General features: G+C 47.7%; 24 protein-coding genes and 1 pseudogene. 23 read left to right on the top strand and 2 right to left on the bottom strand.

Going from position 1 to position 21,286, the window contains the following annotated elements; genetic code table 11:
• Nucleotides 1–8 precede the first annotated feature (8 nt).
• The 22 genes and pseudogenes from MHI43_RS17215 (at nucleotide 9) to MHI43_RS17110 (ending at nucleotide 18,613) form a co-directional block, all read left to right on the top strand.
• Nucleotides 9–1,757, top strand: a complete 1,749-nt coding sequence (locus tag MHI43_RS17215; RefSeq protein WP_036660988.1) for an ABC transporter substrate-binding protein — start codon at nucleotides 9–11, stop codon at nucleotides 1,755–1,757.
• Nucleotides 1,758–1,856: 99 nt separating this feature from the next.
• Complete coding sequence (locus MHI43_RS17210; RefSeq protein WP_015735600.1) at nucleotides 1,857–2,810, top strand: ABC transporter permease; 954 nt, start codon at nucleotides 1,857–1,859, stop codon at nucleotides 2,808–2,810.
• Nucleotides 2,811–2,875: 65 nt separating this feature from the next.
• Nucleotides 2,876–3,760: an oligopeptide ABC transporter permease gene (gene opp4C, locus MHI43_RS17205; RefSeq protein ID WP_235201683.1), complete on the top strand. Its 885-nt coding sequence runs from the start codon at nucleotides 2,876–2,878 to the stop codon at nucleotides 3,758–3,760.
• A 7-nt stretch (nucleotides 3,761–3,767) separates the two neighbouring features.
• Complete coding sequence (locus MHI43_RS17200; protein ID WP_036660646.1) at nucleotides 3,768–4,751, top strand: ABC transporter ATP-binding protein; 984 nt, start codon at nucleotides 3,768–3,770, stop codon at nucleotides 4,749–4,751.
• On the top strand, nucleotides 4,744–5,709 hold the full coding sequence (locus MHI43_RS17195; protein WP_036660645.1) for an ABC transporter ATP-binding protein: 966 nt from the start codon (nucleotides 4,744–4,746) through the stop codon (nucleotides 5,707–5,709). The genes MHI43_RS17200 and MHI43_RS17195 overlap by 8 nt, the downstream gene beginning before the upstream one ends.
• 154 nt (nucleotides 5,710–5,863) lie before the next feature.
• On the top strand, nucleotides 5,864–6,832 hold the full coding sequence (locus tag MHI43_RS17190; protein WP_036660643.1) for a winged helix-turn-helix domain-containing protein: 969 nt from the start codon (nucleotides 5,864–5,866) through the stop codon (nucleotides 6,830–6,832).
• Between the two features lie 93 nt (nucleotides 6,833–6,925).
• A complete protein-coding gene (locus MHI43_RS17185) occupies nucleotides 6,926–7,477 on the top strand; it encodes an OsmC family protein (RefSeq protein WP_036660642.1) in 552 nt (183 codons plus the stop codon).
• A gap of 2 nt (nucleotides 7,478–7,479) precedes the next feature.
• Complete coding sequence (locus tag MHI43_RS17180; protein WP_036660640.1) at nucleotides 7,480–7,821, top strand: iron chelate uptake ABC transporter family permease subunit; 342 nt, start codon at nucleotides 7,480–7,482, stop codon at nucleotides 7,819–7,821.
• 73 nt (nucleotides 7,822–7,894) lie between these two features.
• Entirely contained in the window at nucleotides 7,895–9,043 is a 1,149-nt protein-coding gene (locus tag MHI43_RS17175) for an enolase C-terminal domain-like protein (RefSeq protein ID WP_015735594.1), read from the top strand.
• A gap of 349 nt (nucleotides 9,044–9,392) precedes the next feature.
• Nucleotides 9,393–9,589: pseudogene (locus tag MHI43_RS17170) on the top strand (hypothetical protein).
• A gap of 17 nt (nucleotides 9,590–9,606) precedes the next feature.
• The gene (locus MHI43_RS17165) at nucleotides 9,607–9,954 is read left to right on the top strand and encodes a DUF1048 domain-containing protein (RefSeq protein WP_036660638.1); all 348 of its coding nucleotides are present in this window, start codon (nucleotides 9,607–9,609) and stop codon (nucleotides 9,952–9,954) included.
• Nucleotides 9,955–9,963: 9 nt separating this feature from the next.
• Nucleotides 9,964–10,308, top strand: coding sequence for a DUF1048 domain-containing protein (locus tag MHI43_RS17160; RefSeq protein WP_036660636.1), 345 nt, complete (start codon nucleotides 9,964–9,966; stop codon nucleotides 10,306–10,308).
• Nucleotides 10,309–10,683: 375 nt separating this feature from the next.
• The gene (locus tag MHI43_RS17155; protein WP_036660634.1) at nucleotides 10,684–10,980 is read left to right on the top strand and encodes a hypothetical protein; all 297 of its coding nucleotides are present in this window, start codon (nucleotides 10,684–10,686) and stop codon (nucleotides 10,978–10,980) included.
• Nucleotides 10,981–11,296: 316 nt separating this feature from the next.
• Nucleotides 11,297–12,190 (top strand): AraC family transcriptional regulator, encoded by an 894-nt coding sequence (locus MHI43_RS17150; RefSeq protein WP_015735590.1) that lies wholly within the window; start codon nucleotides 11,297–11,299, stop codon nucleotides 12,188–12,190.
• A gap of 103 nt (nucleotides 12,191–12,293) precedes the next feature.
• A complete protein-coding gene (locus MHI43_RS17145) occupies nucleotides 12,294–13,304 on the top strand; it encodes a phytanoyl-CoA dioxygenase family protein (RefSeq protein WP_015735589.1) in 1,011 nt (336 codons plus the stop codon).
• A 236-nt stretch (nucleotides 13,305–13,540) separates the two neighbouring features.
• Nucleotides 13,541–13,873, top strand: coding sequence for a helix-turn-helix domain-containing protein (locus MHI43_RS17140; RefSeq protein WP_015735588.1), 333 nt, complete (start codon nucleotides 13,541–13,543; stop codon nucleotides 13,871–13,873).
• Between the two features lie 270 nt (nucleotides 13,874–14,143).
• Nucleotides 14,144–14,872 carry an NAD(P)H-binding protein gene (locus MHI43_RS17135; protein ID WP_036660632.1) on the top strand — a complete coding sequence of 243 codons (729 nt, stop codon included), beginning with the start codon at nucleotides 14,144–14,146 and terminating at the stop codon, nucleotides 14,870–14,872.
• Nucleotides 14,873–14,886: 14 nt separating this feature from the next.
• Nucleotides 14,887–15,345: a DUF2269 family protein gene (locus MHI43_RS17130; RefSeq protein ID WP_015735586.1), complete on the top strand. Its 459-nt coding sequence runs from the start codon at nucleotides 14,887–14,889 to the stop codon at nucleotides 15,343–15,345.
• A gap of 226 nt (nucleotides 15,346–15,571) precedes the next feature.
• Nucleotides 15,572–15,712: a hypothetical protein gene (locus MHI43_RS17125; RefSeq protein ID WP_340966937.1), complete on the top strand. Its 141-nt coding sequence runs from the start codon at nucleotides 15,572–15,574 to the stop codon at nucleotides 15,710–15,712.
• A gap of 14 nt (nucleotides 15,713–15,726) precedes the next feature.
• Entirely contained in the window at nucleotides 15,727–16,125 is a 399-nt protein-coding gene (locus MHI43_RS17120; RefSeq protein ID WP_036660631.1) for a YkvA family protein, read from the top strand.
• Between the two features lie 277 nt (nucleotides 16,126–16,402).
• Entirely contained in the window at nucleotides 16,403–17,425 is a 1,023-nt protein-coding gene (locus tag MHI43_RS17115) for an alpha/beta hydrolase (protein WP_081746273.1), read from the top strand.
• Between the two features lie 261 nt (nucleotides 17,426–17,686).
• Nucleotides 17,687–18,613, top strand: coding sequence for a DUF2268 domain-containing protein (locus tag MHI43_RS17110; RefSeq protein ID WP_036660629.1), 927 nt, complete (start codon nucleotides 17,687–17,689; stop codon nucleotides 18,611–18,613).
• A gap of 238 nt (nucleotides 18,614–18,851) precedes the next feature.
• Here MHI43_RS17110 and MHI43_RS17105 read toward each other — a convergent pair whose 3' ends face one another.
• Both MHI43_RS17105 and MHI43_RS17100 read right to left on the bottom strand, forming a co-directional pair.
• Nucleotides 18,852–19,682 (bottom strand): ABC transporter permease, encoded by an 831-nt coding sequence (locus MHI43_RS17105; protein ID WP_036660627.1) that lies wholly within the window; start codon nucleotides 19,680–19,682, stop codon nucleotides 18,852–18,854.
• A gap of 2 nt (nucleotides 19,683–19,684) precedes the next feature.
• Entirely contained in the window at nucleotides 19,685–20,638 is a 954-nt protein-coding gene (locus tag MHI43_RS17100; protein WP_036660625.1) for an ABC transporter ATP-binding protein, read from the bottom strand.
• 342 nt (nucleotides 20,639–20,980) lie between these two features.
• Here MHI43_RS17100 and MHI43_RS17095 point away from each other — a divergent pair, with 342 nt between their 5' ends.
• On the top strand, nucleotides 20,981–21,277 hold the full coding sequence (locus tag MHI43_RS17095; protein ID WP_036660624.1) for a hypothetical protein: 297 nt from the start codon (nucleotides 20,981–20,983) through the stop codon (nucleotides 21,275–21,277).
• Nucleotides 21,278–21,286 lie beyond the last annotated feature (9 nt).

Here is a 21,286-nt window from a genome sequence, read left to right as displayed (position 1 = left end):
TGGTTTCTATGAGAAAACAACGATATTCCGGTTTGTTATGGTTAGGGTTATTGTCGCTATTCTTAATATTGTCTGCTTGCTCCTCCGGATCTGCTAACAAGGAGACGGCCGCATCGCCGCCGACAACTCCAGAAGCGAACGCATCCAGTGAGCCGGCTGAGCAAGATACGGAGGGCCATTTGCTCGAAGAACCCTTTGCGGCAACCGATTTAAACAAGCTACCGGACAGAGCGAAGCAGCGCAATGATGCCATTATCGTCACTCTGGTGAATCCGAGCGGGGCATTCACACCATATTTCACCCAAGTGGGTTATGACGGTAATGTAAACTCTGTTCTGTACACTCCGCTTGTCCGCGTCGATACCGATGGTTTACCGGTTCCTGGTCTCGCGGAGAAATGGGAAATTTCCGAGGATAAGCTGACGTATACGTATCATCTTCGGGAAGGGCTGAAATACAGCGATGGTTCCCCCATGACAACCGAGGACGTGGAATTTACATGGACCTTGCTTCATGATCCGTCGTATGACGGTCTCAACAGCGTGGTGGAGGCGAAGATCAAGGGAGGTCAAGCCTACAAGGACGGAAAAGCGGATTCCATTGAAGGCATTCAAATTATCGACGAGCGAACGATTTCCGTGACGCTGGAAGAGACCAACGCAACGGCGTTGACGGTGCTTGGCGGACCGATATTGTCCAAGGCGTACTACGGCAAGGATTATCAGTTCGGCAACCTGGACTATATTAAGAACCTGCACGCCAATCCGATCACGAACGGCCCTTACAAGCTGGAGAAGTTCATTCCGGGCCAAGAAGTGCGTTTTGTTGCCAATGAACACTACGTGTTAGGTAAACCGGAGACCGAATACTTCATCTACAAGACGACGGAAGGCGACACTTGGCAGTTTATCGAAACCGGAGAAGTCGACTATGGCAGCTTCTCGGCTACGACGGATAACATCGAGAAACTGAAAGCCCTTGGTTTCCTGAACCTGATTCCGTCCACGGCCAGCAACTACGGCTATAATCAATTCAATCTGGAGAGGGATCCATTGAAAGACAAGCGGGTTCGCCAAGCCTTGACTTACGGCCTGAATCGTCAGCTGATTTACGTGGATTCCAGGCAAGGGGCTGCGTCGATCGCCAACATCCCATCATCTCCGATTCTGTGGTCCTATACCGAGGAGGATATCAACCCGTATCCGTATGATCCGGAAAAAGCAAAACAACTGCTGGATGAAGCGGGCTGGACGGTCGGCGCAGACGGCATTCGGGAGAAGGAAGGGGTCAAGCTTCGTATCAACTATCTGGGATCAAAGAGCCCGAATACCGATATTTTCATTGCCGTTGCCAAAGAGAACTATCAAGAACTCGGGGTTGATTTCGTGCCTGAGCAATTCCCGGACTTTAACACACTCGTATCCAAGGTCAACAGCGGTGATTATGACATGGCTTCGTTCTCGACGACGATTATCAGCGATCCTTCGCAAGGGGTGGAGCGGTTCATCAAAGGCGAAACGAAGGGCTACGACAATCCGCGCATCGAAGAGCTCTACGCCCAGGGTCTTGCCACGGACGACGTCGAAGAACGCAAAGCGATTTACCACGAAATGTTCAAAATATTGAATGACGAATTACCGATCATGTTTACCAACTATACCAAATCGGTCATCGCGATCAACGGGCGCATCGACGGTTTCGAATTGAACCCGCTGGCGGGAATCGCATACAGCTTGCCGGGATGGAATCTGCAATAAGCCAGACGGCAGCTGGAGGGAAGATTAGACTGCTCTATCAAAGAAGACATCTCCTGCCTGAACCCATCAGGCAAGGAGATGACTAATGAAGGAGAGAACATGAGAACCTATTTGCTCCGAAGATGCTTGTACATGCTCTTGATATTAATTGGCGCATCCCTGTTAATCTTCTTCCTGTACTCCCTAACGCCAGGCGATTATGTCGATAACAACTTGAGTTTGAGCGAGGAGCGCAAGGCGGAACTCAGGGAAATCCACGGGTTGAACAAACCTGTCATCGAACGATACGTTAATTGGATGGCCAACATTTTCACAGGCGATTTCGGCTATTCTCTGGCTCAGCAGCGCCCCGTCCTCGACCTGTTTCAGGATTACATATGGAACTCCTTTGTGCTGGCGGTGGTATCCACGTTCTTCACCTGGTTCATCGCGGTCGTCGTGGGCGTTATTACGGCCTATAAGCAATATTCGCTGCTCGATACCCTGGTTATGATCGGCATCTTCGCCGCGATGTCGATTCCTTCGTTCTTCATCGGATTATTCCTGATCAAAGTATTCGCCGTCGATTTAAAGATTCTCCCGCCAGGGGGAATGATTACGACGGGGAGCCGGGCCGAGGGCTGGGACTACGTTGTCGAGGTGCTGCACCATATGCTGCTTCCGGCCGCCGTTATGATATTGCTCGGCGTCGGGTCGCTCACCCGTTATTTCCGCAGCAACATGCTGGAGGTGATCCGGCAGGATTATGTCCGCACCGCCCGTGCGAAAGGGTTGAAAGAGAGAACGGTGCTGTACCGCCACGCATTGAAAAATGCGATGCTGCCCGCGATTACGTTGATAGGTTTCGAATTGCCGGGCCTTTTCGGCGGCTCCATCATCATTGAGAAGATTTTCAATTGGCCGGGCATCGGCCAGTTGTACATGCAATCCTTCACGGTGCGGGATTATCCGCTCCTTATGGGCTTTACGATGTTTTTGGCTATCTTGACGGTCGTCGGGACGCTCATATCCGATATCCTCTACCACACTTCCGATCCCCGGGTCAGGCTTTAAAGAAAGGAGGGATTACCTTGTCGATTCCAACGACGGCAAGTCAAGCCGGAAAAGCCGCCCGAAGAATGGATGTTCCAGACTCCCTGTGGAAGCAATCCACTCGGCAACTTTGGAAAAATAAGCTGGCCGTAGCCGGCTTCGCCTTTATCGTGTTGATGTTTGTCGCATGCTTTATCGGTCCGTTGTTCTCGCCGTATGCGGATGGCAAAATCAATCCTGCCATGATGCACAAGCCCCCAAGCGGCAAGCATTGGCTCGGAACGGACCTGCTCGGCCGCGACGTGCTGACCCGACTCTTGCAAGCAGGCCGAATATCGCTCACGGTCGGTCTTGCATCCATGGCGCTGTCTATGACGATCGGGACGGTTCTCGGCGTCATCTCGGGTTATTATCGTGGAGTAGTCGATCAGTTGATCATGCGAACAGCCGATTTGCTCTTCACGATTCCGGGTCTTCCAATTCTCTTTATCATGGGTGCGCTGATGTCGGATTGGAAGGTTCCGACCGACTATCGGCTGTATCTGGTCATGCTCATGCTCAGCATCATCGGATGGCCCGGCGTAGCTCGGCTCGTCCGCAGCCAAATGCTGACTTTGCGGGAACGAGAGTATATGCTGGCAGCCGACGTGCTTGGTCTCAGCGATAAACGGAAGCTGTTTCGCCATTTGCTGCCTAATGTCTTCCCGCTTCTGATTGTCATCGCCACGCTTAGCATCGGTGGAGCTATACTGTCGGAATCGGTCCTTAGCTTCTTCGGGCTGGGGGTCATGCCTCCAACGCCAACTTGGGGAAATATGATCGATGCGGCCAACAATGTCATCGATTTTGAGAAACGGCCCTGGCTGTGGATTCCACCAGGCTTGGCCATTTTTTTGACGGTCATTGCCATTAACATTTTCGGCGACGGATTGCGAGACGTACTTGATCCTAAACAGAATACAAGCAGGTGAACGGATGATGAATTCATTAATCGAGATCAATCACTTAAGCACTTATTTCGAATCCGGAACCGGAACGGTCAAAGCGGTGGATGATATCAGCTTCCGTATCCGCGAAGGCGAAACGGTATGCGTCGTGGGCGAATCCGGCTGCGGCAAGAGTATTACGGCCATGTCGATCATGGGACTGGTCGAAGGGCCGCACGGGAAGGTGGTGAACGGCAGGATCCAATTTGGGGACAAAGATCTACTGAAGATCAGCAAAGAAGAGATGCGCCGAATCCGGGGCAACGACATCTCGATCATTTTCCAAGAACCGATGTCCTCCCTGAACCCGGTCATTACCATCGGCAAGCAAATCATGGAGCCGCTCATGCTACATCGGCGAATGAACAAAAAACAAGCTTATGCCCGAGCGCTCGAATTGATCGAGCTGGTCGGCATTTCCCGAGGGGAACAAATCGCGGCTTCCTATCCCCATCAATTGTCGGGAGGCATGCTGCAGCGGATTATGATTGCAATTGCGATCTCGTGCGGCCCCAAGCTGTTAATCGCCGACGAACCGACGACCGCACTGGACGTTACCATCCAGGCGCAGGTGCTGGAAACGCTTAGGGAAAGCAAGGAGCAATCCAATATGTCAATGCTGTTGATCACGCATGATCTTGGCGTAGTGGCCGAGATGGCGGATTATGTCATCGTCATGTACGCGGGGAAAATCGTCGAGGAAGGAGACGTCGAGGAGATCTTCGACCATCCAAAACACCCGTACACGAAGGGATTGTTGAAATCGAAGCCGATCATCGGCCAGCGCTCGGAGCAGTTATACTCCATCCCTGGTCAGGTTCCCAATCCGCTTGAATTGACGGAATCCTGCTATTTTCATGATCGCTGTGAGAGCTGCATGCCCGTCTGCCGAACCCGGCAGCCGTCATTAAGAGAAGTGGAGCCTGGTCACAGGACGGCCTGTTGGTTGTATGAAGAGGAGGCGCGGCATGAGTGAAGCATTGCTGGAAGTACGACATTTAAAAAAATATTTTCCCATCACCGCAGGGCTGCTTAACCGTACCGTCGGTCATGTCAAAGCGGTTGATGACATCAGCTTGAGTATACGGGCCGGAGAAACATTCGGCCTGGTCGGCGAATCCGGCAGCGGCAAAAGCACGGTCGGGCGCACGATTCTTCGGCTTCATGAGAAAACCAGCGGGGACATCCTTTATAAAGGAATCCCGTTTCACGAGCTTCCCAAATCGGAGATGCGCAAACTTAGACCTAAAATGCAGCTTATCTTTCAGGACCCCTACAGCTCGTTGAATCCGCGAATCCGCATCGGAGACGCCATCGGCGAAGCGCTGCTAGAGCACGGTTTGGCCGAAAAAGACGAGGTTCGCAATCAGGTATTGGATGTGCTGGAGGCTTGCGGCTTATCTGCCTATCACTACAATCGGTTTCCGCACGAGTTTTCGGGCGGCCAGCGGCAGCGGATCGGCATTGCCCGCGCTCTGGTGCTGAATCCCGATTTTATTATCGCCGATGAGCCGGTGTCTGCGCTTGATGTATCCATCCAGGCACAGATCATCAATTTGTTTCAAAGGCTTCAGCATAACCGCGGATTAACCTATTTGTTCATTTCGCATGATCTAAGCGTCGTGGAGCATTTGTGCAATCGCATCGGGGTGATGTATCTTGGTTCCATGATGGAAATGGCTTCGCGTGACGAACTGTTCAGCCGTCCGCTGCATCCTTATACGCAAGCATTGCTATCGGCGATCCCTGTTCCGGTTCCGAGGCTGAAGCGGGAGAGAATCGTACTTAAAGGGGATATTCCAAGTCCGGCCCATCCGCCTTCCGGCTGCAAGTTCCATACACGCTGCCCATATGCCTTGGCGCAGTGCAGGGAGGTCGTGCCCGAGCTCCGAAACGTGGGGGACGATCATTACGTGGCTTGTCATCTCGTTTGAAGCGGCACGCCATTTTCAGATCATTTTATAACACATTGAGGATATGCCTTGGGCTGTGTCGTCCGCTGCCAAATGTTGTACAATATGAACGAGACGGTTGCTGTATTAACGGCATCCAGTCAGTCATAACAGGTCAAAGAAGGAGTGCAACTTGTTGTCCTATCAATTGGAATTATCGTTCAGTCCCGTCAACGAACTGATCAACAGCCTCCATACGTATCTTTGCAAAAGCTGGCACAAACGGATTGATCTTGGTCCTGACTGGACTCAGAATGTACATGCAGCCTTGTCTTCAGAATTCGCCGATCAACTGGAACAGACGGGAATCGATTTGGAATGGAAGCTGCTTCATCTTCTGGCCTATGTGTCCCCGAACAAGAATAGCGTCGAAGATTTTCTATCCTGGCTGCATAAACTCACGTTGGGTGAACTTTATGCCGTGCTGTCGCCGTATGTCCAGACGTTTCCCGAAGATTTCGGCGCGGTACGAGACCGGCAGCATCGGATGCTGTCTGAATGGAAAGAAGTCTATTTTAAACATATCGACCCGGGGATCGTCACGGCTTTGCGTGCCGAAGCGGAAGAGAAGACGGGATGGGGTGGATTTGAGGCTTACGAGAAGGCGGCAGCCTTGACGAACGGGTTTTGTTTCGAGCCGGTGAACGGGCTGGAGAAGCTGGTTCTGATTCCGCATTACCATTTTCAGCCCGGCAATATCTTTTATTCGTACGGAAGCCTAACCATCTGCCAATATGCCTCCAGGATCGAGCCGCATTCCGAGGAAGAGGATGGGCCGTCGCTTCATTTATACCGGCTGCTCCGCAGCCTGAGCGAGAAGAGTCGTTTGCGAATCCTGCACTTTTTGCGCAGCGAACCGCGCACTTTTATCGAAGTGGTTCGTCATCTCGGCATATCCAAAGGCATAACGCATGACCATATTTTCAATTTGCGCTGCGCGGGGCTGCTCAATGTTCATGTCGTCGGGGAGACGGTATCGACCTATAGTTTAAGAGTGGAACGAATTCAACAAATCGAACAGGGGCTCTTCGATTATTTGGGAATGAACCCTAGCCTATTATCCAATCGAGTTAATGAAATAGTATCACCGAGCAACGAGTGTTGACCGAATCGTCGGAGACACAGCTTTAAGCAGAGATGCTGCTTAGCTGTGTCTTTTTTCGTTAAAATCATTGATATTTTAAAGGAGCGAGATACGATGACTACATTAAATGAATATTTAGCGCAAAAGAAAGCGGCGGCGGAGTCCCTGCGTTCTCAAGCGGAGCAAGACCCCAAGCCGAATACTTATTCGGCCAAGGTACAGGCGAAAGGCCGCAGCGGCGTTCGTGAAATACGCATACGCGACTTCCAAATCATCAGCGACAGTCCCGAGAATTATGCCGGATATAGCCTCGGTCCATCATCACCAGAAATTCAGCTTGGCGTACTAGGCAGCTGCCTGACTCATATTACATTGATTCAGGCAGCGGAACGGGGCGTATCGCTGGAATCCCTTGAAGTCGAAGTCACGGGTCAATTGCACCCGCTTGCCGGCAAACCGGGATACGAGGATATTCCTATCTATCCGCATAATATCGAATATCACATTTACATCGTATCCGAAGAATCCGCTGAAACCATCGCCGATCTTCATAAAGCGGTTGAACGCGTATGTCCGATTTACAACCTGTTGAAATATCCGCAATCGATATCCGGTGAATTGGTGCATCGATCGCCTGCCGGACAGCCAGAGGGTTCTTCTCTCTAGAAATGAATGAAATTCCGCCTAACCGGCAGCGGTATGAAGCTACTTGGAACCAGGTGCTAACGCTAATGCCGTGGACGGTGCTCTGCGGCGGAATCGCTTGGTTGAATGCTCGCCATTTGAACATTCACACGCTTGGGGAAGGGATCGCAACCGGCATGGGCGCGGCTGTGCAGCGACAACGCCTATGGCTGCTTCTCATTGCCGTGGGACTTGCCGGATCATCGGTCGCTCTGGTCGGAGCCGTGGGGTTTATCGGCCTGATTGGACCGCATATAGCTAAAAGGATAAGCCGTCATTCGTGGCGGCTTATTCGTGTGAATAACATAGTTCAACTCACAGTATAATTCTATGATATGGTATTCTACTTACGAATCAAATCCGGACAAGAAACCGTTCGAATCGGTTAAGGAGGATCGTATGAACATTACCGGTATACAATCTGACTGGAAAGTGGAAAAAATCGAATTCGCCAAGTTAACGGGTGAACGAGCCAGAAGCGCGGGGGCCAATGGTAGAATCGGCGTTCATGGCAAAAGCTGCACAGTGGATATCGCCAGAATTACGATCGATGGACAAACAGGTTACGGTAGCTCGATTCATATGACACCGGAATGGGCCGAAGATGTAATAGGCCGCCGTTTGCTTGATTTATTCGATGACCGTGGCAGACTGCGGGAAGCGTATCGTTTGCAATTGGAATACCCTGTGCTCGATTGGTTAGGACAGAGACAAGGCAAACCAGTGTATGACTTAGTGTCCGGTGCCCACCTGGAAACGGGAGCCTCATTGGTTGTCCCCTGCTATGATACCTCTCTATACTTCGACGATTTGCATTTGGCCGATGAGAGGGCCGCGGTCGCGCTGATGCAGGAAGAAGCGATGCAAGGTTATGCGAAGGGCCAACGTCATTTTAAGATTAAGGTTGGCCGAGGCGGACGCCATATGCCGCTCTGGGAAGGGACGAAACGAGATATCGCAATCGTGCGCGGGATCTCGGAAGTGGCAGGTCCCGCAGGCAAGATCATGATCGATGCGAATAATGCCTATAATTTGAACTTAACCAAAGAGGTCTTGGCGGCTTTATCGGATGTGAATCTGTATTGGCTGGAAGAAGCGTTTCATGAGGATGAAGCCTTGTACGAGGACCTGAAGGAATGGCTCGGGCAACGTGGGCAGAATGTGCTTATCGCGGATGGGGAAGGGCTTGCCTCACCTCATCTTATTGAGTGGGCGACTCGCGGCCGTGTTGATGTACTGCAGTACGATATCATTTGGCCTGGTTTCACGCATTGGATGGAATTAGGCGAGAAGTTGGATGCCCATGGTTTGCGGTCTGCGCCTCATTGTTACGGCAATGCTTATGGCATTTACGCGTCGGGACATTTGTCTGCCGCGGTGCGAAACTTCGAATTTGTGGAATATGACGACATCACGATTGAAGGAATGGATGTATCAGGCTATCGAATCGAAAACGGAGAGATTCATGTTCCGGCCACGCCGGGTTTCGGCATCGTCTTCGACGATGAACTTGTAACTTACCTTATAAACCGATCCGGCTGGTCCTGAGATCAGTTGAGTAATGGCAGCATGCAACTGAGCAAGCGAAGTGGATTCATAGCCGTGTTCCCAGAACAGAGAAAGTGGAGGGACTTTCTTATCCCATGGAAAATTAGCCAGAGGAACGTTAGTATATAGGAACTATCGCCATGCCTTTAGCAGAACTAGTTCATTAGAAGACAAAAAGGCAGCCGTTCATAAAATCGGCTGCCTTTGTTCTACCAACGGCCAGGATTGTTGAACATGTAAAATCCGTGTCAGAGGAAATGCAATTGACAAACCAACTACTACGTGTTACTTTATAGAAGTAGTAAGTAACACTTCATACCAGTGGTACAGAATAGCCAGGGGTAATTGGCTGGAAAACCTAACGGAATTGCTCAAAGGGATGCTTGAAGGTGTGTCCTTGGAATTATATGCTGCATTGAAACCTACGGCTACGAAATCACGCGGCGACTGAACTTCCGTGTTGTGGAGGGAAGGCTGTACGTGGAGCGCGCGGAGCTGAAAAGGTTCTGGGAAACATGGGAGTTCGTATCCTCAACAATTAACTAGTTAAAGGAGAATTAATCATGAATTTTTGGGAAAAAATCACCGGCAGCGACATGACTAAAGAATTTAAAACTTTTGAATCACGGGCCAAGAAGCTGCCGGCTGATTATCAAGCTGCATGGAAAGATATTAATGCCAATCTTTGGCCGCACTCCGATTTCACCGGTCGCAACCTCATGCCAATTCTTGACGGCGTGCTTGGCTTGCTCGAAGAATCGGCGGCGGAAGGTCAGAATGTCCAAGAGGTTTTGGGTAACGATATCAAGGGTTTCTGTTCAGCGCTGGCCGGCGAAGAAGGAGCAAAGTCTTTTCGTGACAAGTGGCGCGAGCAGCTCAACAATAATATCGCTAAAAAATTAGGTAAATAGGAGGATAACATGAGAATACAAGATATCATCGAAGGCAAAAAAGAGTGGCGAGCGCATGTGGCGCGTGTCAAAGCACTCCCGAAAGATTATCAGATTGTTTATAAAGAGATTCAAAAATATCTCTTTAAGGTCGGCCCTGTCGAACTAACCGACGGGACGGGTTTGCTCTCGGGGATTATCGATCTTTTTGAAGAGGGCGCGGCCGCGGGAAAAGGCGTGCTCGAAGTAACGGGCAGTGACGTAGCGGCTTTCTGCGACGATCTTATCAAAGATTCAAAAACTTACGCTGATATCTATCAAGAATCATTTGACCAAAGCAAGGCCATAAAAAAGATTACGGATAAAACAAAGTAAAAGTGGGATATAGGTGACTTTGAGATTCGAATGATAGTCGGCTTTATTTGTTAGACGTATATAAGGGAGCTGGCCAATGCTAGTTCCTTTCGCTTTTTGTCCCTTCTTGAGTCCCGTCGTTATACTGGCAAAAAGATCGTCCATATGATTCTCGGCAACGAAATGGGATTTTACAATGGTCAGATTCATTTTCTATGGACCATTAACGGGAAGGTGTACCCGTAGGGACGCGGTCTGGAAATTTGCCTGACTAAGTGATTGCGGGGAATCTGACACCCCTTGAGTTCATGATTTTTTTCTAGTCTTTTTGAGTAGAGGCATGGTTCGTCACTTTCCAATACAAGGCATGGTAAGATGAAGGGAGGAGGATTTAAGATGACTAGTACATTAGGATATACAGAATTCGTACCGCTGAATTTAAAAGCTGTATTTACGAAAGTAGATTTAAGCGCAAAGAAAGTAACTACTAATATCATCTATCAAGATCAGACAATTGCTACCTTCATTTTTAGCTTACCTGAAAATATAATTTTAGAAAGAGGAGATATTAATAGCATAGGAGGCTTACAAGAACTTGATATTGATGAAGAGTATGTAGTTTGGAGACTTAAACCAATATGGCACTCGTTATTGGAACATGAGATTACCGAGCCCGATGATTTTCTTGTTTAGTTATCAAGATCAACAAAACACGAAGCAGTAGAGCCTTCTATTGTTTGAAACAAAATAATTGTAGGTGTCGAGGGATAAGAACACCCATTGTAAGTCGCTATATTAGCGGCTTTTTTTATCGTTACAAGTTCTCGTCCCGATCGCCGATAAGGAGTTCCTTTTTACCGATTAGACTAATACCATTTTTTTCGGCAGTTATTTCCTTCTTACGAGTTAAGTGGTGTAGCATATAATTGAAACCGTTTTAAATGGAACTTATAACTTGTGCCCTGCGTCATATTATTTAGAACAAACGGAAGGAATGGGAGGTTATACGTTGTCGCTAACGCTGCCCGCACTTCATGTCATGGGGGATATCACTGTTAACAAGGGATCCGTTCTGGGGGTGCGAACGATTGATGATTTCGAATTGGTATTCTTTCCGACGGGGTCCCGAACCGTTTACGAAAACGACCGGGGCGAATTTCTGCTGGATCGGCCCGGCATTGTTTTCACCTGTCCCGGAGAGCCGCATAGGTACCGGTTTGATCCGCTCGTTCCCACCAGGCATTTATATGTCCACTTCGAATATACAGCATTCCGGGAAACCTTCTGCAGACAGGACGATAGCCGAGGGGAATGCCAGGACTGGTCGGTGATTGCCGGGGGAAGTCTTGTTCCCTCCCTATTGAAACAAATGCTCAAAATTGTGCATGTAAAACCCCGCGGCTGGCAGAGAAGAGGAGCCATTTTGCTATTGAGCGTTCTGGAGGAATGGCAGGCGATCGATGAAGACGATTCGCGCTCTTCCATGAACCTGCCTGCCCCGATTATCAAGGCATTGGATTATATGGAACAACATCTTCATCACCAAATTACCATTGAAGAGATTGCGGGCAGTTCCGGCTGGACTCATGAGCACTTTACCCGAATGTTTGTCCGCTGGATTGGGATCCCTCCCCAGAAGGCTTTGCTGGAACGCCGTCTACGGAGAGCGGAACAGCTATTAATCCAAGCGGAGCGAACGATCAAACAAATCGCTTACGATGTCGGGTTTGCCGATGAGCACTATTTCTCCCGCATGTTCAAACGGACACGTGGTGTCACTGCCGTGGAATTCCGCGATCGTTTTGCGGATCCGTTATTTCGTCATTTGGCCATGACTGAAGAGGAGGAGTCCGCTTATCCCTTGAACCGGCATTTTGTCGCTCTGAATCAGGAACGGACATGATAACGGATATCAAATCAGTCCACCGTTTTCCGTGTCCTCTCCATTGAGAACGCTTTTGAAATCCTTCACACTTAAGGTAATCAATTCATGTGGAGGGATCAGCATGGGGCAGACTTATGTACCTAAGGCCAAACTAAGAGAAGGCCGTTATTATGTAACGGTAGAGCAATACAAGCACTATCACAGAGATGGTTTCCTTATTGTTGAAGGACTGTTGGATCCGAAAGAAATAGAGCATTATGCAGCGTGGGCAGAGAGACTGCGGATTGAACATGAGGGGAAACGTCAAGAGGCATCTACGGAAGATAAGGATCCTCTCAAATCGGAGTTTGCCGAGAAAACGAGGGTCCATATGATCTCCCGCGTCCATCCGGAAGGGGAGCAGCTGATGCTTCATCCCCGGATTTTGGATGTGCTTGAGGCGCTTATCGGGCCCGATGTCTATGCTCTGCAATCGATGATGTTCTTTAACCCGCCGGGAAAAGGGGGGCAAGGTTGGCATCAGGATGCATATTACATCAAGACCCATCCCGACACACTAATCGGAGCCTGGATTGCCCTGGAGGATGCCGATGAAGAGAATGGGTGTTTGTGGGTCGTTCCCGGTTCCAATCACGAACCGATTTACCCACCGCCAGGGGATAACGGCGGCAGTGTTCATGCTAAAGAAGCATTCACCGATCTCCATTCCGTGGAGAATGTCAGTCACCTTGACGATGAGGTCAACACGTTATCCAAAGTGGTGTCCAATTATCCGGCCCCCATTCCAGTGCGAATGAAGCCTGGAGATGTGCTGTTCTTTGATTCCCATTTGTTCCACCGTTCATATCGGAACCGAACGAAGGACCGTTATCGCCGCTCCTATGTGTGCCATTATTGTAACGCTCGGTCGTTCGTTCCGTGGGACCATGACGGTTATGAAGGCGAAAGCGGGAATTACCGCCAGATTTTGGCCCGCGGCCGGACGCATCTTGCTTATGCGGAACCGATATTTGATACCCCGGTAGATATTACGCAGCACGATGAGATACCCGAATCATCCAGCGTGACGTTGATGGGCATGGATGACGGCATGATGCTGCCTGTCGTACAGGTGAAAAAAGAACAGGACTAGAGGTGAAAATTGCATAAGAGGAAAAGTCCCTCAGTTCAATGATCGAACTGAGGGCTCATTGTTTTATTGCACTGACTGCTTGATAGGTGGAGCAGTCAGTAGACGAATAAGATAACAGGTGCTTCCCCAAAACCCTTTTTAGTTTCGATGATTGACTTGATGGTATCCCTATTGTAAAATTTTGTTACATTAATATCGGTAATACACGTACTCAAAAGTAAGGGGATGATTGATCCATGATTCATCAGCGCGAATGTCCAGTCGAAACACTCCTGCATGTTTTAAGCGGCAAATGGAAGCCTTTGATTTTATGGCATTTGATTGAATCCACAAAGCGATTCAACGATCTGGAAAAGCTTATACCTGATGTTTCACAAAAAATGCTTTCCCAACATCTCCGAGATTTGGAACGCGAAGGCATAGTCGACCGAACGGTCTACCCTGCTATCCCTCCAAAAGTTGAATATTCCCTTAGTGAATATGGCAGAACATTGATTCCTGTAGCAGAAGTCATGTGTGCTTGGGGAGAAAATCATAATAAGCGGAAGTATGAAGAGTCAGCGTCATAAAGCTGATTTAAAGAAATCGAATCTAATTCAATCAACCCATAACACAAGCTGCCACGGAATTCCGGGCAGCTTTTTTTCGTCTACAGCCGCACAATCTGCCACAAGGTTTTTCCTATCGTCCCGACCTCCGCGCACAATATGGGTTCTCTTTCTGTGAAGCTTACTTTTAAGTAAGTACCCTACTTTAAAGTGGGTTCTTAACATCTTTTTGAAGCGATGCTAAGCTTGAGTCAACCAAATATTGGAGCCGTTAAAGAGGAGGAAAGAACAATGAACATTATTGTTTTTGGAGCAACGGGAAATACGGGGAAAAGAGTGTTGGCACAAGGAATAAAAATGGGGCACAAAATGACCGCGTTTGTGCGGAATTCTGAGAAGCTATATGATCAACTAGGTGAACATTCCGCAAAGCATGTGAAGGTGATCGTGGACGATATGTTGAACCCAGTAAGCGTCAGCGAGGCGCTTGCGCATCAAGACGCTGCTATTATTGCGGCCGGACATGCGGGACAGGGAGAAGAGTTTGTTCGTATCGTCGATAACATCATAAGCCGATGTGAATTGGAGCCTAGTTTCTCTGGGCGGGTATGGGTCATGGGAGGAGCCGGTTTGCTGGATATTCCATATACCGATCTGATCGGCAACCATTTACCCGGCTTCCCGCCCGAGTATAAAAATCACAACCTGAATTTCGAAAGGCTGCAACGGACTGGGCTCGATTGGTCCATGATGTGTCCGGGAACCATGATGGATTCAAGAGAGCATCCAGATCCGGTTCAGCTACATGTAACAGCGGAAACCTTGCCCGTTCCGATGTCGGAGATGATCAAGGAATTTTCCGAGGCAGAAATTGCCGGTCATTTGTTCAGCCGATTTCAAGAACTCAATGTTGCTTATGACGATGTTGTAATGTGTATGCTCAACCATCTTGAGCTCGGAGGAGCATTTAAAAGGAAAAGGGTCGGGCTAGCCTATCAAAGCAAGATTTCGGTGCGCTGAGGAGAAGAGGGAGTATGGGTTTGTTTGGATTACTGCTTGTTTTTCATATATTGGCTTCGATCGCCATCATTGGCCCCGCTTTCGTAATGCCCTTCATTCGAAGATCCGCTAGAACCGTCGGCCAGCTGCACTTTACTTTTGGTATAACGACCAAACTTGCCATCATACCTAAAATGGGCGGCATTCTACTTATTGTAACCGGGGTTTGGCTTATGATCATAACCAAGATGGGGATATCCCAAATGTGGTTGAATGTGTCCATCCTTTTATCGCTCCTCATGATCGTCCTAATCGACGGATGGATCGAGCCCCGTTTGAAAAAGATCATCAAGCTCATATCTGAAAATCAAGACCAGAGTAATGAAATACCCGCCGAGTTCGGACTGCTGATCAAAAAGATCGTCCCCATCGAGACGGCAGCACAGCTGATGATGATTGCCATATTGGTGCTTATGGTCTTAAAACCTTTTTAAGGAGCCGATGGAGCATCTTAACTTACTTTTATAGCCACATGATTTTGGTGATATAATTAGGAAAGTGCTGGGTTAAGAGAAAAGGCGGTCATTGAAATTGGGATTTTAAAAGCGGGTTATGGTCTAGACCAATTGAGTTCTTGGATAGATGAACCGCCTAAGGACCGCGAGGCTGTGTATGAGTTGTTTAAGTTTGAGGGGGAGTGGGCGGGTGCCAACTTTTTAAATGAAGCCAAAATTCACTGACAATCTGACGAAAGATAAGGGAATGATAGCCAAGAAACGGCAGCCGATCCAGCTGCCGTATTCTGAACTAAAGAACACCATTTGTTCCGTTAACGAGCTGCGCCAGGGACATAGCAAATGATTTTGGAGGTCTTTATGAGAGAAGCGAAGGTTCTAACAAAAGCAAAGAATAAGGCAAGAGAAATTAAACGAAATGTTTTTGTTTTGTTCCTGGCCTATAAAGATCCAAGAGTACCTTGGTACGCAAAGTTGTTTGCGGTTTTAGTGGTTGCCTATGCTTTCAGTCCGATCGATTTGATACCGGATTTCATACCCGTTTTAGGTTATCTTGATGATTTGATTATCGTGCCTTTAGGAATTACGATCGCCCTTAAAATGATTCCACAATCGGTTATTGAAGAATGTAGAGCTAAAGCGGAGGAGATCAGGGAGCAGGGAAAACCGAAAAACTGGGTGACCGGTGCGTTATTCATTTTGATATGGGTATTAATCGCCGTATGGGTCGGAAGCATCTGCTATAAATTATTTACTTAAGGTAGGTTATAACTGCTCTCAATTGCATCTTTTCACCTCTTAATCAGCTCACTGTTTACGGATTACAGCAAAGTGCTCACTTGCTATTTATTGTGCTTCCGAAATACCTATAAAAGTCGCTATTTTAGCGGCTTTTTTTGTTTTGTCCGTACAAGATCTAGTCCCTAGCCGAGGACAAAAGCGGGTGTCGATTACCAATAAACTTTGTTCATGCTCCGTTCATATTGCATTCATTGAGAGGACATCTTGGTTGGCTAGACTTGTATTAGTGGACCCCATGGCCAGTGTACAGTTAGACAAGAAGGAGCTGAAGAGTTTGACACAACCAGCAGGAAAGGAAGTAAGGAATAGTACAAAAACAAAGAGAGTACTACATATTTTGCTTAAAATAATCGTCGCAGTAGTTATAGCCATCCTGCTTTTTATCGCCACCGTGTATACCGTAAATAAAATCAGCAGTCATGCAGAACAAAAAAGAATGGAGCCATACGGTCAGCGTATAGCTGTAGATGGAAAACAGATGAATGTTTTCATTCAAGGTCAAGGTGAAGAAACCATTGTGATTCTTCCCGGTTATGGAACAGCGGCACCTGCACTTGATTTTAAGCCGCTCATATCAGAGTTAATCCCTTATTATAAAGTCGTCGTGATTGAACCTTTTGGTTACGGTTTGAGCGATCGAACCCAGAAGGAGCGCAGTACAGCAAATATCGTAAGTGAAATTCACGAAGCGTTACAAAGTCTCCAGATCAATCGTTATATCCTCATGGCTCATTCCATTTCGGGGCTCTATAGTCTGGATTACGTGAACCAATATCCAGATGAAGTGCGTGCGTTTATCGGGCTGGATAGCAGCGTTCCGTCTCTGAGCGAACAGAAGATTGATTCGTCAGACACAGAACCGGTTAAATGGTTCCGCAACTTGGGCTTCGCCCGGTTACAATTGAAACTAAGCGCTGACCCTTATGAAGGACTGCCGTATGATCAACAAACCAAAGAACAATTGAACATTATGATACGCAAAAACATGTATAACAACACGCAATTAAATGAGGCAGTGAGCATGTATTCCAACTTTAAAGCAGCAGAACAGCTGGATTTTCCTCCCGATTTACCTATTCTTTTCTTTGTTCAAGCGAATCACCCTGTGACGGACCGATGGATCCCCGAGCATGAGAAGCAATTAGAGGAATCTGTACATGGAGAAATGGTTTTATTGGACGCGGGACATTATTTATATCGTTCTCATCCAAAAGAAATCTCGGACAAAATTAGGGATTTTACGGGCGGGATAAAATAATTAGATCCCATTATGGCGTAGATCGATTGCATTACCAAAAATGAACTGGATCGAGTTGAATGAAAGGGAGCAGATTGCGCCAGCAGCTGCTCCCTTTTTCAAATGAAGAAACGGGCAGGAAGAGGTAATAAATGAATATATCTATAATCGGCATATCCTCGTTGTCTTCTATTCAAATATGATGTTTATGTATTACGGTTAGAAATCGATCGTAGCCCGTGCATAAGTCTCTCTATGAATACATAACTAGGAGTGATAGAAATGAACATAAGAACATTGCGTTCAGACCATATTTATCAAAAAGTTGCCCAAGCTTCGCCCGAGGAAAAAGTTGAATTATTCAGAAACGAAATGATGGCTCCCTTTATGAAACAATGGCATATTCAACAGATCCCTTTTAGAGCGGAAGAGGCTAACGGTTTTGACGTTATTACGTTTAATAGCATAATGCATCGATCTCCTGATCAGATTACCGCGCAGATTTCACATGAGGTAGATTTGATTTCGTCAGATTCTTTTTGGTTAGAGTGTGAGCACGCAGTAAGGAAAAGCCTCCAACTATTTATGGAACATGAAATAAACCTCCCTGTTTCTGAATATTTATTTACTATTCAACTAGGGAATCCGGAAAGCCGTGCCTTAACCATTAACGAAGGTTATAGCGGTTTTGGGGGCATTCCCGGGTATATCTGGGGTACAATCTTGCCAAATGCGTACACGATTCCTCGAATGAAGGCTGCGCTCGCGCACGAATGCAACCATAATGTGCGATATCAATTTATTCAGTGGGATCACACCGTTCATTTGGGTGAGCTCATTGTAAGTGAAGGATTAGCCGAAAATTACGCTACGTTCATGTTTGGAGAAGAATTGCTCGGTCCTTGGGTAACGAAAACAGATGCAGAAACACTGAACAGGCGCATAAAGCCTGTGCTTAAAGAGCAATTGCATTTAACGGGTTTTGATAATATTGCTCCGTATCTTTACGGTGACGAGATCGCCAAACTACAAAACTTTAAACCGGTCAACATGCCATATAGTGCTGGATACGCGTGCGGATATTATCTAATCCAATATTTTTTAAGGAAAACAGGTAGAACGATTTTCGAGGCCACCATAACGCCTGCTTCTGAAATATTAGACGAAGTAAAAGAATTTTGGAATGAAGACACGGTGATTAGCTGTTAAGATCGCGTTTAAATAACAGAAACCATTTGGAACTTACATTGCCCACGTTTATGAAATTTCGGGCAGAGAGACAACGACATGCTCCCATTAAAAGCCGCTATTTTAGCGGCTTTTTTGCTTTGACAGGTACAAGTTGGTGTCCAGAGTCGCCTGTAAAGACGACTTTGTTATGCTCGTGATTATCTATTTTCGTCGAGGTTGCTAGTCAACGACCGTAAACAAGGAGAACTTTTCTTTACTACTCAACACGCCAATCAACCTTTTTCAAGATCAATACGATGGAGAGCAGCGAGAAAAACAAGAGAACAAGCGTGTTCCAGGCAACAGAGCCGGACCAGCCAGATATCAATACCTCCCGCATGGCCTCAGCGGCGTAAGTGGTTGGGAAGATATAAGAGAGCCATTGCAAGATCATAGGCAATTGATCCATATCCACCATGACAGGCGTCAAAAACGAGATGAACATCATCAGCGCCTGGACCAGCATGTTGGTCAATTGATGGCTAGGTGACCAGAAGCCGATCAGTACACCCGCGCCAACCACGCTAAAAACGGTGAGCAGCAATACAGGGACAAGTCCCCAGCTGTAGTGGAATTGAATGCCATAAGCAAGTTGACCAATCATGGCCAGGATAATAAAAGACGGTACGCTCATGATCAATCCACGCAGCAAATTGGCGAAGATGAAGTTTACCTTGGCAATCGGCAGAGACGAATAGTACGTGAAATGGCCTTGATGCTTCTGCCAAGATATCTCTTGAGCCATGGAATTGAGTCCCATGACGATTAAGCCGAAAAGCATATTCCCCGTAATAATACGTGTCATGACAGCCGGCGTTGGGTCGACCGTAAAGAATTTGAGAAACAACAGCGTCGTTAACGGAAACATGCATGCCATGATGAAAATCCAAACCCATGCTTCGCGGATGATCGTAAATTGAATGCGGGCTAAGATCAGCCATTCCGTGATTCTGCGCTGGATTATGCTCTGCTGTTCGTGCCCTTGGAGAAAGACGGTTTCTTGCAGCTGCATGTCATGGCTTTGCATGGATGGTTTTATCTTTTCCATGTTTAGACCACCTCCTCTTTGGCAGGCTTATCCTGATCATCATCAATATGAAAATAGACATCTTCAAGATTCGGAGGGACCAACGAGTATTCTTCAATCGGTAATTGCTGCCCAGTCAGGCAGTCGATCGCGTAGCTGGCGTTTTGCTTCTCGATCAGTGTCCGGATTCGGTTTTCTCCCGTTTTGGTCCACTGCCCTAGAGCGCTTAAGCTTCGGCAAACATAATCGCTTTCGCCAAAGGAAGTCGTAATTTCCAGCTTCATCCGCTGGTCTACCCTTTGTTTTAAAACACTGACATGATCGATGGCCAATAGCTTGCCGTGATTTACGACAGCAACTCTATCCACGACCTGTTCGGCCTCCAGCACGTTGTGTGTTACCAAGATCACGGTTACTCCTTGACGATTGCGTTCCTGAATCAGATCCCATACGAGCCTTCTCTTTTTAGGATCTAGTTCATTGGTCGGTTCATCCAGGATCATGACGGGGGAAAAGCCGATCAAGCAAGTTCCGATCCCGATTAAACGCTTTTGTCCGCCGGAAACGTTCTTCAACAGCTTATGACGGAGGTCTTGCATACCAAAGCGTTCCAACAATTCCTCTGTTTGCTTTAAGGCGGATTCCGTCGTCAACCCACGCAATCTTCCTGTAAAATACAAGGCTTCCCAGGTTTTTAAACTGGTCAGGGCGTGAGGCTCTTGCGAGTAGTAGGCGACCTCCTGGGCAACTCGCTTTGTTTGTGTCTGCACGCTGGTTCCTTTATAGCGTACCGTACCTGAGGTGGGAGCAAGGTGGCCTACCATCTGCTTGATTAGCGTGGATTTGCCCGCTCCATTCGGACCGAGCAAACCGAGAATTTCCCCTTGTTGAACGTCGAAGCTTATGTTTTGATTGGCGACAACCTTTCCTTTTTTGTATGTTTTATTCACATGCTCTAATTGATAGATCAGCTTCATCATGCTTGCCCCTTTCAGTTTTCGAACTATGTTTTTGCTGCTGCGTGTTTAAATACAAAGAGAATTCTTTGACTGTGTAACGGTATATCAACAGGCGTTAATACAACGATAACTTATTGCTCTGAGAAGAAGTGAGGGACGGCAGAATGGTTTTTGTCTCCGTCTGAGGACGGAGACGGCATGCCGTGCCCTAGTGCCGCACCATGACCCACGCGCCTCAAATCCCGACTGGGGATGTTCGGTTTGCTGTCCGATGTGCCGAAAGAGTGGATAAGGAGGCCGTTCCGGTGCAGATGCTGCTCCCCGGAGGGACGGACGGAAGGTGGTTTACGAAGCTCGGCATTGGATACAACTTTACAGCCTGTCCCTGTATATCCGACCCCGGACGGCGCGGCGGCATTGGCAAACTGGGAACACGGCTTCTATGAAAAATCGGAAGCGCCTGCCTTTATGTATGAGATGATCAAGGCTAATCCACATGAATTTGTGCTACTCGGACTTGGATACATGACCAATATTGCAACGCTGTTTAACACATATCCCGATGCCACGGCTTATTTGTTTATCGGAAAGAATTATATTTACATGTATTTTACTTGTATACGAATGAAGGGATATGATAAGATGAGAGCGTATTGAAAGCGTTTA

Origin of the sequence: Paenibacillus sp. FSL H8-0457 (assembly GCF_038051935.1) — a bacterium.
GTDB lineage: Bacteria > Bacillota > Bacilli > Paenibacillales > Paenibacillaceae > Paenibacillus_AQ > Paenibacillus_AQ lautus_A.
Note: the sequence above shows the minus strand (reverse complement) of the source record. Positions and strands in the feature narration are given on the sequence as shown.

Bases quoted from the DNA above. Each gene is read 5' to 3' on its own strand.
- MHI43_RS17140 (WP_015735588.1), top strand. From the start codon at position 13,541: ATGATTCATCAGCGCGAATGTCCAGTCGAAACACTCCTGCATGTTTTA.
- MHI43_RS17185 (WP_036660642.1), top strand. From the start codon at position 6,926: ATGACTACATTAAATGAATATTTAGCGCAAAAGAAAGCGGCGGCGGAG.
- MHI43_RS17215 (WP_036660988.1), top strand. From the start codon at position 9: ATGAGAAAACAACGATATTCCGGTTTGTTATGGTTAGGGTTATTGTCG.
- MHI43_RS17100 (WP_036660625.1), bottom strand. From the start codon at position 20,638: ATGAAGCTGATCTATCAATTAGAGCATGTGAATAAAACATACAAAAAA.
- opp4C (WP_235201683.1), top strand. From the start codon at position 2,876: ATGGATGTTCCAGACTCCCTGTGGAAGCAATCCACTCGGCAACTTTGG.
- MHI43_RS17160 (WP_036660636.1), top strand. From the start codon at position 9,964: ATGAGAATACAAGATATCATCGAAGGCAAAAAAGAGTGGCGAGCGCAT.
- MHI43_RS17115 (WP_081746273.1), top strand. From the start codon at position 16,403: ATGGCCAGTGTACAGTTAGACAAGAAGGAGCTGAAGAGTTTGACACAA.
- MHI43_RS17105 (WP_036660627.1), bottom strand. From the start codon at position 19,682: ATGGAAAAGATAAAACCATCCATGCAAAGCCATGACATGCAGCTGCAA.
- MHI43_RS17120 (WP_036660631.1), top strand. From the start codon at position 15,727: ATGAGAGAAGCGAAGGTTCTAACAAAAGCAAAGAATAAGGCAAGAGAA.
- MHI43_RS17175 (WP_015735594.1), top strand. From the start codon at position 7,895: ATGAACATTACCGGTATACAATCTGACTGGAAAGTGGAAAAAATCGAA.
- MHI43_RS17210 (WP_015735600.1), top strand. From the start codon at position 1,857: ATGAGAACCTATTTGCTCCGAAGATGCTTGTACATGCTCTTGATATTA.
- MHI43_RS17125 (WP_340966937.1), top strand. From the start codon at position 15,572: ATGAAGCCAAAATTCACTGACAATCTGACGAAAGATAAGGGAATGATA.
- MHI43_RS17195 (WP_036660645.1), top strand. From the start codon at position 4,744: ATGAGTGAAGCATTGCTGGAAGTACGACATTTAAAAAAATATTTTCCC.
- MHI43_RS17145 (WP_015735589.1), top strand. From the start codon at position 12,294: ATGGGGCAGACTTATGTACCTAAGGCCAAACTAAGAGAAGGCCGTTAT.
- MHI43_RS17130 (WP_015735586.1), top strand. From the start codon at position 14,887: ATGGGTTTGTTTGGATTACTGCTTGTTTTTCATATATTGGCTTCGATC.
- MHI43_RS17165 (WP_036660638.1), top strand. From the start codon at position 9,607: ATGAATTTTTGGGAAAAAATCACCGGCAGCGACATGACTAAAGAATTT.
- MHI43_RS17110 (WP_036660629.1), top strand. From the start codon at position 17,687: ATGAACATAAGAACATTGCGTTCAGACCATATTTATCAAAAAGTTGCC.
- MHI43_RS17135 (WP_036660632.1), top strand. From the start codon at position 14,144: ATGAACATTATTGTTTTTGGAGCAACGGGAAATACGGGGAAAAGAGTG.
- MHI43_RS17200 (WP_036660646.1), top strand. From the start codon at position 3,768: ATGAATTCATTAATCGAGATCAATCACTTAAGCACTTATTTCGAATCC.
- MHI43_RS17180 (WP_036660640.1), top strand. From the start codon at position 7,480: ATGAATGAAATTCCGCCTAACCGGCAGCGGTATGAAGCTACTTGGAAC.
- MHI43_RS17155 (WP_036660634.1), top strand. From the start codon at position 10,684: ATGACTAGTACATTAGGATATACAGAATTCGTACCGCTGAATTTAAAA.